This window comes from Bradyrhizobium sp. HKCCYLRH3097 (genome assembly GCF_051167875.1).
Taxonomy (GTDB): domain Bacteria; phylum Pseudomonadota; class Alphaproteobacteria; order Rhizobiales; family Xanthobacteraceae; genus Bradyrhizobium.
The window spans coordinates 84,662-96,804 of the sequence record NZ_JBNPTX010000003.1 but is presented as its reverse complement, the minus strand read 5'-3'; the positions used below and the strand labels follow the sequence as shown (position 1 = coordinate 96,804).

The 12,143-nt window shown below is 65.0% G+C and carries 12 protein-coding genes; 8 read left to right on the top strand and 4 right to left on the bottom strand.

Annotation, left to right across the window (positions count from 1 at the left end):
• Positions 1 to 173: 173 nt before the first annotated feature.
• From ACQR0U_RS09460 to ACQR0U_RS09440, 5 genes are all read left to right on the top strand, one after another.
• Positions 174 to 416 carry a hypothetical protein gene (locus ACQR0U_RS09460; RefSeq protein WP_315713314.1) on the top strand — a complete coding sequence of 81 codons (243 nt, stop codon included), beginning with the start codon at positions 174 to 176 and terminating at the stop codon, positions 414 to 416.
• Between the two features lie 50 nt (positions 417 to 466).
• Positions 467 to 2,998 (top strand): arylsulfatase, encoded by a 2,532-nt coding sequence (locus tag ACQR0U_RS09455; protein ID WP_434843111.1) that lies wholly within the window; start codon positions 467 to 469, stop codon positions 2,996 to 2,998.
• Positions 2,999 to 3,412: 414 nt separating this feature from the next.
• Positions 3,413 to 4,414, top strand: a complete 1,002-nt coding sequence (locus ACQR0U_RS09450; protein WP_434843110.1) for a SphA family protein — start codon at positions 3,413 to 3,415, stop codon at positions 4,412 to 4,414.
• Positions 4,415 to 4,564: 150 nt separating this feature from the next.
• Positions 4,565 to 5,185, top strand: coding sequence for a CAP domain-containing protein (locus ACQR0U_RS09445; protein WP_315752762.1), 621 nt, complete (start codon positions 4,565 to 4,567; stop codon positions 5,183 to 5,185).
• 162 nt (positions 5,186 to 5,347) lie between these two features.
• Positions 5,348 to 5,701 (top strand): hypothetical protein, encoded by a 354-nt coding sequence (locus tag ACQR0U_RS09440; RefSeq protein ID WP_315713304.1) that lies wholly within the window; start codon positions 5,348 to 5,350, stop codon positions 5,699 to 5,701.
• A 69-nt stretch (positions 5,702 to 5,770) separates the two neighbouring features.
• Here ACQR0U_RS09440 and ACQR0U_RS09435 read toward each other — a convergent pair whose 3' ends face one another.
• Entirely contained in the window at positions 5,771 to 6,496 is a 726-nt protein-coding gene (locus ACQR0U_RS09435; protein WP_316226126.1) for a Crp/Fnr family transcriptional regulator, read from the bottom strand.
• Positions 6,497 to 6,619: 123 nt separating this feature from the next.
• Here ACQR0U_RS09435 and ACQR0U_RS09430 point away from each other — a divergent pair, with 123 nt between their 5' ends.
• Positions 6,620 to 6,856 (top strand): hypothetical protein, encoded by a 237-nt coding sequence (locus ACQR0U_RS09430; RefSeq protein ID WP_315825220.1) that lies wholly within the window; start codon positions 6,620 to 6,622, stop codon positions 6,854 to 6,856.
• A 6-nt stretch (positions 6,857 to 6,862) separates the two neighbouring features.
• Here ACQR0U_RS09430 and ACQR0U_RS09425 read toward each other — a convergent pair whose 3' ends face one another.
• The gene (locus ACQR0U_RS09425; RefSeq protein ID WP_316201766.1) at positions 6,863 to 7,468 is read right to left on the bottom strand and encodes a TetR/AcrR family transcriptional regulator; all 606 of its coding nucleotides are present in this window, start codon (positions 7,466 to 7,468) and stop codon (positions 6,863 to 6,865) included.
• Positions 7,469 to 7,649: 181 nt separating this feature from the next.
• On the opposite strand from ACQR0U_RS09425, the gene ACQR0U_RS09420 reads away from it, so the two are divergent.
• Positions 7,650 to 7,940: a hypothetical protein gene (locus ACQR0U_RS09420; RefSeq protein WP_315713297.1), complete on the top strand. Its 291-nt coding sequence runs from the start codon at positions 7,650 to 7,652 to the stop codon at positions 7,938 to 7,940.
• 121 nt (positions 7,941 to 8,061) lie between these two features.
• Positions 8,062 to 8,625: an HXXEE domain-containing protein gene (locus ACQR0U_RS09415; protein ID WP_316226125.1), complete on the top strand. Its 564-nt coding sequence runs from the start codon at positions 8,062 to 8,064 to the stop codon at positions 8,623 to 8,625.
• Positions 8,626 to 8,635: 10 nt separating this feature from the next.
• Here ACQR0U_RS09415 and ACQR0U_RS09410 read toward each other — a convergent pair whose 3' ends face one another.
• On the bottom strand, positions 8,636 to 9,811 hold the full coding sequence (locus tag ACQR0U_RS09410; RefSeq protein ID WP_434872125.1) for a PepSY-associated TM helix domain-containing protein: 1,176 nt from the start codon (positions 9,809 to 9,811) through the stop codon (positions 8,636 to 8,638).
• 17 nt (positions 9,812 to 9,828) lie between these two features.
• Positions 9,829 to 12,129 carry a TonB-dependent siderophore receptor gene (locus ACQR0U_RS09405; RefSeq protein ID WP_316174210.1) on the bottom strand — a complete coding sequence of 767 codons (2,301 nt, stop codon included), beginning with the start codon at positions 12,127 to 12,129 and terminating at the stop codon, positions 9,829 to 9,831.
• Between the last annotated feature and the right edge of the window lie 14 nt (positions 12,130 to 12,143).

Below are 12,143 nucleotides of genomic sequence, written 5' to 3'. Positions count from 1 at the left end.
CGGCCTGCGTGTCAACGCTTGTACCTCACGCCCCAAATTGGTGAGCTTGCGATCAAGCTGCTCCGTCGGTCATCTCCGCACATGCAGGAATGTCTGCCAAGGTTGCTTGACCTGCATCAAGGTGTGCCTCCCGGAGGGGCCGATGATGAATTATCTGATGGGAGGATGCCAAGATGAAATTATCAGTTGCCCTGACAGGGCTGTTGCTGGTGACGGGGTTCGTAGCCGCGAGCACCGAAAGGGCAAGTGCCGTGGTGTATTGTCAGTATGTCGAGTATCCCGTCGGCTGCGTCGTCAGGCCCGGCGTCGTGCTGCGGCCCCGCCCGGTGGCGCGCGCCGTGGTGGCCCCAGGCGTGCGCGTGCGGGGAACGCCGATGAATCGAGGCGGGCCGGTCAATCGCGTCGGCAGACGCTAGAATTATAGAATTATCGCTCTCCGCGAGCCGGTTGGGCCGGCCGAACGTCATTGCCCGCGCGGTTTGCGGGCAGGATCGTTCCGGCAGCGAGAAGCCGTGTCAATTGTCTCATTTGTCAATTGTCTCATCCAAAGGCAGTGATCATGAAGCGAATGAAGTTGGCTGCGTCGGTGCTGTCGTTAACGACGCTACTCGTGCTTCCAGCATTGGCCCAACAGTCGGCGCCGCCGACTGCTGTGTTGCCGACCGAGCGATCGGTTCTGCCGATTCCTGAACCGAACCCTCCACACAGCACCGTATTCGATGCGCGCGATGCGCCGCCGCCGCCGCGGTTTGAAGTCAAGGCGCCGGCCGGTGCACCCAATGTACTGATCGTGCTCATCGACGACATGGGCTTCGGCCAGTCGAGCGCATTTGGCGGCCCGATCAGGATGCCGACGGTCGACCGCCTCGCCAACGAGGGTCTCCGCTACAACGAGTTTCACACCACGGCGCTTTGTTCGCCGACCCGCGCGGCGCTGCTCAGCGGCCGCAACCATCACATGAACAATTTCGGTTCGATCGCGGAAACCGCGACGTCCTTCCCGGGACAGACCGGTCAGCGTCCCAACAATGTCGCGTCCGTCGCGGAGATGCTGCGGTTGAACGGCTACAGCACGGCGCATTTCGGCAAAAATCACGAGACCGCGGCATGGGAGGTCAGTCCCTCTGGCCCGACCGACCGCTGGCCGACGCGCCAGGGCTTCGACAAGTTCTATGGCTTCATGGGCGGCGAAACCAATCAATGGGCGCCGCTGATCTACGATGGCATGACCCAGGTCGAGCCGTCGACGGACCCGAACTATCATTTCATGACCGACATGACCGACAAGGCGATCGACTGGATGCGGTCGGAGAAATCGCTGACGCCGGACAAGCCGTTCTTCATGTATTTTGCACCCGGCGCCACCCATGCCCCGCATCAGGTGCCCAAAGAATGGATCGCCAAGTACAAGGGCAAGTTCGATCAGGGCTGGGACAAGCTGCGCGAGGAGACGTTGGCGCGGCAGATCAAGCTCGGCGTGGTGCCACCCGATACCAAGCTCGCCCCGAAGCCGGACGCCATCCAGGACTGGGACAAGCTGAGCGCTGACGAGAAGAAGCTGTTCGTGCGCCAGATGGAAGTATTCGCCGGATTTGGCGAATACACCGACACCGAGATCGGCCGCCTGATCGACGCCATCAAGACAACGGGCCAACTCGACAATACGTTGATCTTCTACATCGTCGGCGACAACGGCGCGAGCGCCGAAGGCGGCGCGAACGGCCTGTACAACGAGATGACCTATTTCAATGGAGTGCAGGAAACCGTCCAGGACGTCTTGAAGCACTATGACGAACTCGGCGGTCCCAACACCTACGGCCATTACGCGGCCGGCTGGGCGGTCGCTGGCGACACTCCGTTTACCTGGACCAAGCAAGTGGCCTCGAGCTATGGCGGCACCCGCAACGGCATGGTCGTCCATTGGCCGAAGGGGATCGCGGCGAAAGGTGAGCTTCGTCCGCAGTGGCATCACGTCATCGACATCGTGCCGACCATTCTCGAAGCAGCGAAGCTGCCTGAGCCCAAGAGCGTAAATGGAACGGTCCAGACTCCCATTGAAGGCGTAAGCATGGCCTACAGCTTTGCCGACGCCAAGGCGCCGAGCAGGCATGTGACGCAGTATTTCGAAATCTTCGGCAACCGCGCGATCTACAGCGACGGCTGGCTTGCCGGCACGGTGCACCGGGCGGCCTGGGAAACCAAACCGCGGCGGCCGCTCCAGCAGGATATCTGGGAGCTTTACGATGCGCGATCGGACTTCAGCCTGAGCAACGATCTGGCTGCCAAAAATCCGGACAAGCTGAAGGAGATGCAGGAGCTGTTCCTGAAGGAAGCAGTGAAATACAACGTGCTGCCGCTCGACGACCGCACCCTGGAGCGCACCAACGCGGCGCTGGTCGGACGTCCCGACCTGATGGCCGGCCGCACCAGCCTGACGGTCTACGAAGGCATGATCGGGATGACGGAGAATGTCTTCATCAACCTGAAGAACCAATCGCACGCCATTACTGCCGATCTGGACATCCCGAAGGGCGGAGCCAATGGCGTCATCATCGCTCAGGCCGGACGGTTCGGTGGCTGGACCTTCTACCTGAAGGACGGAAAGCCGACCTACACGTATAATTTTCTCGGTCTGCAGCGATACACCGTAACCGCCAAGCAGGCTCTTCCGGCAGGCAAAGCCGCACTGCGCTTTGAGTTCGCTTATGACGGTGGCGGCCTGGGCAAGGGTGGCGTGGGTACGATCCTCGTGAACGGAAAGACCGTCGCGACCGGCCGGATCGAACGAACCCAATGCTGCTTCTACTCCGCGGACGAAGGCGCAGACGTCGGTGCCGATGAAGGCACACCTGTTACCGAGGCCTACAAGGTGCCGTTCAAGTTCACAGGCAAGATCGGCAAGGTGACGATCGATCTAGTGGGTATGAAGAAGGCCGACAATGAAGAAGCCGTCCAAGCCCGCAAGGCAGCGGCTTTGAAGAAAGGACTGTCCGATTGATGCGCTCTTCGTGCTCGCCAGGTCAGTGATCGGTCCCTTGAGAAGGAGCGTGCAATGCAAATAGCCAATCTGGCGACGATCCTTCTGGCCTCAAGCTGAGGGGGGGCCGTCGGGCAGAATGCAAGCACCGTGGAGCCGAGGTTCTCGGGTGGAAGTTCCGGATCAAGACGCTTGAGAAAGATCTGACCGAGGTACCCATAAGTGGCATCGCTACGATCATGTCGGACGAGTGTTTCAATGTCTACGACAAGACCGGACGGGGGATGAGCGACTACAAGCCGTAGTCGTCGACGACAACTCAGGCATGCCGCCTGAAATGGGAGCGTGGGGGGATTACGATTGCAGCGCGATAGATCGGGACGCAGGTCCGGCTTCCTGCGATTGTGGCTGAGCGGCGTTTTCGCGTCCGCCGCGGTGGCTTCTTTTTCGCCTCTGGACGCCCATGCCGATGAGAGCGGCATCTCGTTCTGGCTGCCGGGATTGTACGGCAGCCTCGCCGCAACGCCTGCCACGCCGGGCTGGTCGGTGGCTGCCATCTACTACCATACGAGCGTGGGTGCCTCAGGCGCGGCCGCGGCGTCGCGCGAGTTCCAGGTCGGACGATTTTCTCCAACCGTCAACATCGATCTCAATCTGGCTTTGCGCGGCCAGGCCGATCTGATGTTCATCGCGCCGACCTACACGTTTGCGACGCCCGTACTCGGCGGCCAGTTGTCGGCGACGCTGGCCAGCGTCTACGGCAGAAATTCCGCGAGCATCGCTGGTACGTTGACGACGGTTGCCGGTCCGATCGTCAGCACGCGCACCGGATTCCTCGAAGACGCACTCGTCTCTTACGGAGATCTCTATCCGACCGTGAAGCTGAAGTGGAATAACGGCGTCCACAACATCATGGTCTACGGCGCCGGCGATATTCCCGTCGGCGACTACAGTCGGAACCGGCTGGCCAACATCGGCATCGGTCACGGCGCCATCGACTTTGGCGGCGGCTACACTTATTTGAACCCGGCGACCGGCACGGAATTTTCAGCCGTCGGGGGCTTGACCTACAATTTCAAGAATCCCGATACCCGGTACCAGAGCGGCATCGATTTCCATCTCGACTGGGGCGTGTCGCAGTTCCTGTCGAAGCAGGTCTTCGTCGGTTTCGTTGGCTACGCCTATCAGCAGATTACCGACGACTTCGGTCAGCCCGCCGCTCTCGGCGGCTTCCGCTCGCGCGTCCTCGGCGTTGGCCCGCAGATCGGATATATTTTCCAGATCGGCAGCAATCAGGCGTTCCTGGGGCTGAAGGGATATGGCGAGTTCGACGCCGCCAACCGGCCGTCGGGCTGGAACACGTGGCTGACGTTCTCGATCTCGGAGGCCGCGCCCGCCAGCACGATTGCGCCGACTTGGCACAAAGTGTCGAAATAGAATAGAGAAGTATCGACCACCCGCATTGGACTGAATTCCGGCATTGTCATATCGGGTGGTTCCGCGGCGGTCCAGCACGTCCGTCGCTTCGGATCAAAGCGGGATCGAGCGACCGTTACCTACTCCGGATTGATGAGCACGTGTCCTAGCATGCGGGAGCTTCGTTTCACGTTGCGCGGCTTTCGCGCGGTTTTGGTTGCAGCGCTGCTGGCGCTGTCGGCCCATGCGGCATTTGCCGGCGACTCCGCGCCGGCCGATCAGATCTCGGCGTTTCGGCTCGCGCATGGCGAAGGCCGCGTGACGCGCGACGCGACGCTCGACCGCATCGCGATGGAGCAAGCGCGCGCGATGGCCGACAAGGACGATCTCAGCCACGAGGTGCTCGGTCCCTTCACCCGCCGTGTGGCTCCGTCGAAGGCCGGCCGTGCGGCCGAGAACATCGCCTATGGCTACGACAATTTCGACAAGACGCTGGGGCAGTGGATCAACTCGGCGGGGCACCGCAAGAACCTGCTGCTTCCCAAGGCGACCAAGGTCGGCATCGCCAGCGCAAAGAACGCCAGCGGCAAGCGGACCTATTGGGCGATGGTGATCGCGGGCGACTACGAGACCGACAGGCCGAAGAGCAAGGCCAAGGCCGTCGTCGCGCAGGCCGCGACCCGATCCGCGAAAGGCGACGCCAAGCCGGCGACGCGCTGGGGCGCCAAGCCGCCGGCGTCCGCCTCCAAGGACTGCCACCTCAGCATCAAGGTGATCGGTCTCTGCATCTGAGTGCGTGGGCCTCGGCTGGACGCCACGCCTGCCGCGCGATCACGGCGTTGTGCGAACAGCGCACGTTGTCGGGGTGAGCTTTATCAGATATACAATCAATGGTTGTCTTTTGGGCAGCCACTATTGTGAAGATTTTTCATCTCATTTTGTAAGGAGACAATCATGGCAGTCATTGAGCAGACCTCGGCCACCAGCACCAATCCGCAGACCGTCTCGGCGTCCTACCAATGGTCGCTCACGTCCTACGAGGAGCAGGGCAATCTGTGGCTCAAGTGGAGCACGAACTCGCCGTTCCGCGCGCAGCAGGGGCAGATCTCCGTCTACAGCGGCAGCAGCTTCCCCTCCGATCCTCAGAAGGACCGCAAGGCCTGGTCGTGGGACAACGAGCACGGCGGCGGCTCGGGATGGGACACGGGCTTGCGCTACGGCTCCGACTGGCACTGCGCCTGGATCGCCGAGAAGAGCCCGAACGGGCCCTACGCCTACGTGGTCAAGCTCATCACCAAGGTCGCCTGAGCTGACGCGCGCAACCGTTAAAGGTGGGAGTCGCGAGCCCACGTGAGTGGCCGCGCTGAGACCTGTGCCTCAGCGCGGCTGCTTCTTCAGGTGCAGATAGCTGGGATCGAACTCGCCGATCGCGCATAGCCGCGTCCAGTCGTGCACCGTCAGCAGGCCGCTGCGGAAATCGACAGCGCGGCTGGCGCGCAGCTCGACCAGCGTGCGGTTGACCGTCGCGATCGCGATGCCCAGTGCCTCGCCGAGCTGCACCAGGCTGACCGGCAGCCGCAACTGATCGTGCCGGACATGGCCGAGCGCGCGGGCGCGATAGAACAGCTCGCAGAACATGTGCGCCATGCGCGCCGGCTTGCTCCGCGCGCTGTTGTTGGTGATGGCCTCGCGGAAGATCGACGCATCGATCAGCGTCTCGCGCCAGATCGCAAAGCCGAGCGTCGGCCGCCGGCTGATCGCGCGGGTCAGCTCCTTGTGCGCAACGCTCGCCACCACCGCCGGCCCGATCGCGCAGACGGCGTGATCCATGCAGTCGAGGAAGATCGACTGGGCGTCGGGCCAGTCACCGGGCATGTGAAAGGAGAGATACTGCCGCTGCCCGCCGGACAGCAGGTGATAGCGCGCCACCCATCCGGAGATCACGACGACGGAACGGTCCGGCTCGTCGCCCTGGCGGATGAGGTCCTCCTGATCGGCGAGCTCGCGCAAAGCGGAGCTGAAATTCCGGATCTCGGCGATGTCCTCGCCGGTCAGTTTCGAATGCTCCCTGAGCTTGTTGGTGACGATCCGGTCCGCATCCATGAAAATCCTACCGTCCGGGCGGGGTTGCGTATCAAATGAGACGACGGAGCCGGCGTTACCGACTAAGGTCGCCGTCAGCAGATGCGGTCGAAGGTTGCCGGTCGCCGCATCGGGAGAACAGCCGTGCCCCACATCGCGTTCCTCAACCGGCTCCGCCGATTGTTCGGTGGCGCGGGGCCGCATATCGAGACCATCGCAGCCGCCCTTGCCGACGGCCGCATCAAGCAGCCGGCTCATCCGATGTCGGATCAGGAGCTGTCGCGCGCCATCCGCGAGTTCCAGAGCCGGCCGGCGTCGGAGGAGGCCTTGAAGAAGCTCGCTGAGCGGCTGGAGGCCGCCAAGCCCGACGGCCCCTCGTGACGGCCCTCATGACGATTTGGCGGGATCCGGCTCCAGCAGGAACAGCATCAGCCGCACCAGTTCGTCCTCGAGCTCGCGTGTGCCGACGAGGCGATGTTCGCGCATGACGGCAGCCCGGATCGGGCCCAGCGCAGCGCGGACCAGGATGAAGCGGCGCGCGGCCGGCATCGCTTCGCTCCGCAATCCCACCGTCGCGATCAGCCGTTCGGTCATGCGGTCCACCATCTCGTGCAGCGCCTTCTGCAGCTCCGCGTCGTTGCCCAGCAGACCGAGAAGATAGCGCCGCACACGGTGACGGCCGGCGAACGGGGCGAAGCCCTGGCGCACCGCCGCGCGCACGATCGCCTCGCGTCCAAGCCCGCGATGCGCCTCCAGCGCCTCCCCGAACTCCGCCTCCTGTCGAGCGAACTCGCGCAGCACCAGCGCACGCAACAGTGAGGTCTTGTCCCTGAAATAGCTATAGAGCGTGCCGATCGAGAAGCCCGCGCGCTCGGCGATGGCGTTCGTGCTCAGGCCCTTGCCGCCGCCGCTCTGCAGAAGTTGAGCGGTTGCCTCGAAAATCACGTCGAGGGTCTGCCGCGTGCGCTTCTGCACCGGGGTTTTTCGAAGCATTTCAGGAGCTTGCTGCACGGTCTGGACCTCGGCTGGCGGACGGGCGAAATCGAGTAGGCGTTGCTGCCGGCTCGGGTTAGATCAGAGCCCGCATGCGGGCGGCCGGACACTGAGTGGATGTGCTCCGGACCGAGCCCGCTTGCGCCGGGCTGAACCTCATTTGAACGAAGGACTGATTGCCATGCTGCGCGTCGCATTCCCGTTTGTCACATTCGTCGCCGTCTCCCAATGTCTTCTGTCGCAGGCCGCGCTGGCCGGCAACCGCGCCGCCGCCGACAGCTGTGCCGCCAAGCTGTCGCCCGTGGCGAAGCAGATCTACGACGTCGCAGCTCCTGCCATCGGCCCGGACAGCGTCGTCAAGGACGTGATCGTCGAGCGTGTCAGGCCGCTGGTGATGGCCGGCAAGTTCGATCGCGACACCGCCCGCGCCAACGCCACGCCGGCCGGCGAATGCCTGGTGCTGCTCAAGTAGGTCGCGCCGCGCCCCGAAAGGTTTGGAGGCTGCGACAGGTCATCACGCCGCAGCCTCCCGGCGCGGCGGTGTCCGGGCAACCCGGCTTGGCAAGTTCAGCCGACTCGCGCATCACTCGCTGATGCTGGACCTTCTCTCCCGTCACTGGGTTGCCGGTGCCGCGTTCATGGCCGCAGCGCTGCTGGCGCTGGTACCGCTGCTGGCGGCCGACTGGCCGCTCGCGCTGCTGCTGATCTTCCTGCATTCGCCGGGCTACATGATCCATCAGGTCGAGGAGCACACCGGCGACCGCTTCCGCAGCTTCGTCAACAACGTGATGTTCGGCGGCCGCGAGGCGCTGACCACGATCGACGTGCTCTGGGTCAATTGCGGCGCGGTCTGGGGCATCGACCTGATTGCGCTCTATGTCGCCTGGATCGCCGGCCCGGCCTGGGCGCTGGTCGCGCCCTATCTGATGCTCGTCAACTCGCTCGGCCATATCGGTCCGGCGCTGCGCTTCCGTGGCTACAATCCCGGCCTCGTCACCGGCATCGTGCTGTTCATTCCGCTCGGCCTCGTGACGGTCCTCACCATCCCGGCGACGGCTGCCCAGCATGCCCTCGGCTTCGGCCTGTCGCTGCTACTGCACGTCATCATCGCGGCCAACGCCATCCGGCGCGCGTCGCATGCCCGCGCCGCAGCCTGAGCGCGCGGCCTCATTCGCCGGGAACGAGCTGGACAGCGCGTGCCGACTGCGTCGGCCGCCGCAAGCGCCGCCGCGACAGATAGAGCAGCGTGCCCGTGACAGCGAACAGCGGCATCAGCGCGGCGGCGAGCATGAAGGCGAGCTGGCCGGGCCAGCCGAGAATGCTGCCGCGGTGGATATCCAGGATGCGGGCGAGCACGCGCTCGCCGGCGGTCTTGTCGGCGTAACGCTCGGCCGCGAGCAGCCGGCCCGTCGCGCCGTCGATACGGAATTCGTCGCGCCGGCCGTCATGCGCCTCGCTCGGCCAGGCGCGCACGCGCACCGCCGCGCCGGCGCCCGCCGGCAAGGTGAGCTGCATCACCGCGAAGCGATCCCCGATCTGCTCACGCAACGTGGCCCAGACCAGATCGAGCGCGACAGGCTTTGCTTCTGCAGACCCGGAGCGACCCTCGCGCGGAGCCTTGCCCGGCATCGGCGCTCCTGATGTCGCCGGCGCGAGCAGCCAGGTCAGGCCGTCCTTGTACCAGGCGTAGGAATAGGACAGCCCGGTCAGCGCGATCACCAGATACACCGGCAGCACCCATGTGCCGATCACGCTGTGCAGCGAGCGGTGCAGGCCGCGTCCGCTCAGTCCGAGCTGCGGCTTCAGCCACAGTGCTGCGCTGCTCGCCCGGCGGGGCCAGCGCAGCAGGAGGCCCGTGATCAGCAGCACGACGAGTCCGAGCACCGCGGCGCCGGTGATCTGGCGGCCGGCGCCGTTGCCGTCGCCGGGCAGCAGCAGCCAGCGATGCAGGTGGCGCACGGTCGTGAAGAACGCCTCGCCGCGGGGCTCACCGAGCACGCGGCCGTCATAGGGATCGACCAGCAGCGAGGAGGGCCGGCCGCCATCCTCATTGCGCGCGAAGCGGACGCGCACGGCCGCCAGGGGATCGCGCGACAGCGTGATCGCCGAGACCTTGCCGAGCGCCGGATCAGCCTGCAGCCGCGCCACCAGCTCGGCGGGCGAAAGCGGCGCTTCCGTACGCGGCGCGACGTGGGACAGTTTGGCGTTGAGACCGGCCTGGATCTCGTCCTCGAAACCCATGATCGCGCCGGTGATGCCCATGAGGGAGAGGATCAGCGCGGCCGCAAGACCCAGGACAGAGTGGATCTGCAGCAGCGCCGGTTTGATGCGGAAGGACGTCACGCACGCTTCTCCTTGGCTCAGAACTTCATCGTCGCTGACAGCGACACCCGCCTCGCATCGCCGACCGCGACGGTCAGCGCGCTGTTGGCCGAGGGGTAGTAGACGTTATCGAACAGGTTCTTGACGTTGAGCTGGTAGATCACCGGCAGGTTATGGTGCCTGGTCTCGTAGCTCGCGAACACGTCGGCGACGACGTAGGACGGCAGCACGAAGCTGTTGGCGGCGTCGCCGGCCCGGTCGCCGACATAGCGCGCGCCGCCGCCGAGCCTGAGCTGGCCGGGCAACGCCGTGCCGAAATCGTAGACGAGGTAGAGCGAGGCGGTGTTGAGCGCGACGTTCTGCAGCCGGTTGCCGCGATAGACCGGGTCGTCCGTGACCCTGGCATCGGTGTAGCCGTAGCTGCCGATCATCGTCCAGTGCTCGGCGATCTTGCCGGTGACGTCGACCTCGGCGCCGCGCGAGCGCACCTTGCCGGCGGTGGTGTATTCGACGACGTTGCTGGCATTGGTCTGCGACACCAGCACGTTCTGCTTGTCGATGTCGTAGACCGCGACGGTGCCGGACAGCCTCTTGTCGAGATCGAACTTGAAGCCGGTCTCCCACGCCGTGCCTTGCTCCGGTGCGATGTTGGAGCCGAGCACCACGCCGCCGGTGAGCGGGGCGATGGTCGAGTTCGGCTTCAGGCTCTTGGTGTAGCTGGCGTAGAGCGACACCTGCTCGTTCAGCTTGAGGATGGCGCCGCCGAGCGGCAGCACGGTGTCGGCGGCGACGTTGGTATTGGCCTTGAACGGCCGGCCGCGGCCGGCGATCTGCTCGTAGTCCATGTAGCGGACGCCGCCGACGAAGGAGAGCTTGTCGGTGAGATGCAGCGTGTCCTGCACGAACAGCGAATACTGGCCGAGCTTGTCGGTCTGGTCGCTGTCGCTGGCCGAGACCAGCGTGCCGGGTTGGATCAGCCCGTAGACCGGGTTGTAGACATTGAACACGCTCGTGACCTTGTCGCGGATCAGGTCCTGGCGATAGATCGTGCGATATTGCGCGTCGCCGCCGAACAGCACCTCGTTGCGCAGGCCGCCGAGCCAGAAGGCGCCCTGGATGTAGGACGTGCCGTAGCTGACCCGGCTCAGCGAGCCCCAGGTGCCGTCGTTGCTGCGGGTCTCCTTGCCCTTCGCATCGATTGTGGTGATGCGCAGCTGGTTGGCGCTGGAGCTCTCGGTGTTGTAGCTGTAGGCCGCGGTGAGCTTCCAATCGTCGTTGAGCTTCTGCTCGACCGAGGCCTGGACCAGGTCGGACTGCCCCCATGTGTTGTTGAAGGGCTCGTCGAGCCGCCGCGTCGCGGGGATCGCGAGCGGTGCGCCATTTATGAAGGCGGTGCCGCGATCGAACGGGGCGATGAACTCGCGATGCTCGTAGTTGAGCTGGACCGTGGTCGTGTCGCCGTACCAGGCGAGCGACGGCGCCACCAGCATCTCGCGATGGCGGCCGAAATTGCGCCAGTAATCCTCGCTGACGCCGTAGCCGATGAAGCGATAGGCGAGGCCGCCGTCGCCGATCGGGCCGGTGACGTCGATCGTGCCGTCGGCGCCGGTTCTGTTGTTGGCATAGGCCGAGCCGAGCAGCGTCACCGAGCCGTGCTGATAAAGCTCGGGGCGCTTGCTGATGGTGTTGACGATGCCGCCGGGATCCATGATGCCGTAGAGCAGCGAGGCCGGGCCCTTCAGCACCTCGACGCTCTCCACCGCCGCATTGAGGCTGCGGCTCTGCACCAGCGGCATGCCGTTGCGCATGATCGAGCCGTCGCGGTTGTCGCCGAAGCCGCGCCGCATCACCGCGTCCTGCGTGCCGGCGAGCGTGTTGGCCTGGGTGACGCCGCTGATATTGGCGAGCGCGTCGTCGATGTTGCGCGGCAACTGGTCCCTGATCACCTGTTCGGGCACGACATTGACGGATTGCGCGGTGTCGAGCGGCGAGGCGCCGCTGCGCAGCGTGGTCGCGCTCGGCATGGCGCGGTAGTTGAGCTTGGCGGCGTTGAGCACTACGGCCTCTGCCGCGGCGCGTTCCGCGCGGGTCGGCATCGGCGGCGGCGGCATCGCGCGTCGTGACGGCAGCGCGCGCGCCTGGCGCTGCGGCGCGCTGGCGGCGCTCGCAGGCTTGCGCTTCGGCGCCGGCACGTCGACCGTCACCGGCGGCAGCGTCGCCTGCGCAAACACGGGAGAGGGGGACCAGAGGAGGTCTGCGGTCAGAGCACTCACGAGCGCAATCGCGCCACGCATCCCGGTACGAGCGCGCGCATCGCGCCGGCCTTCACACTTCGTCATCGTTCACGGCAATT

What these genes read in the sequence shown, in the direction of transcription:
- ACQR0U_RS09440 (WP_315713304.1), top strand. Translation starts at nt 5,348, where the DNA reads ATGGCAGTCATTGAGCAGACCTCGGCCACCAGCACCAATCCGCAGACC.
- ACQR0U_RS09460 (WP_315713314.1), top strand. Translation starts at nt 174, where the DNA reads ATGAAATTATCAGTTGCCCTGACAGGGCTGTTGCTGGTGACGGGGTTC.
- ACQR0U_RS09420 (WP_315713297.1), top strand. Translation starts at nt 7,650, where the DNA reads ATGCTGCGCGTCGCATTCCCGTTTGTCACATTCGTCGCCGTCTCCCAA.
- ACQR0U_RS09425 (WP_316201766.1), bottom strand. Translation starts at nt 7,468, where the DNA reads ATGCTTCGAAAAACCCCGGTGCAGAAGCGCACGCGGCAGACCCTCGAC.
- ACQR0U_RS09445 (WP_315752762.1), top strand. Translation starts at nt 4,565, where the DNA reads ATGCGGGAGCTTCGTTTCACGTTGCGCGGCTTTCGCGCGGTTTTGGTT.
- ACQR0U_RS09415 (WP_316226125.1), top strand. Translation starts at nt 8,062, where the DNA reads ATGCTGGACCTTCTCTCCCGTCACTGGGTTGCCGGTGCCGCGTTCATG.
- ACQR0U_RS09435 (WP_316226126.1), bottom strand. Translation starts at nt 6,496, where the DNA reads ATGGATGCGGACCGGATCGTCACCAACAAGCTCAGGGAGCATTCGAAA.
- ACQR0U_RS09405 (WP_316174210.1), bottom strand. Translation starts at nt 12,129, where the DNA reads ATGACGAAGTGTGAAGGCCGGCGCGATGCGCGCGCTCGTACCGGGATG.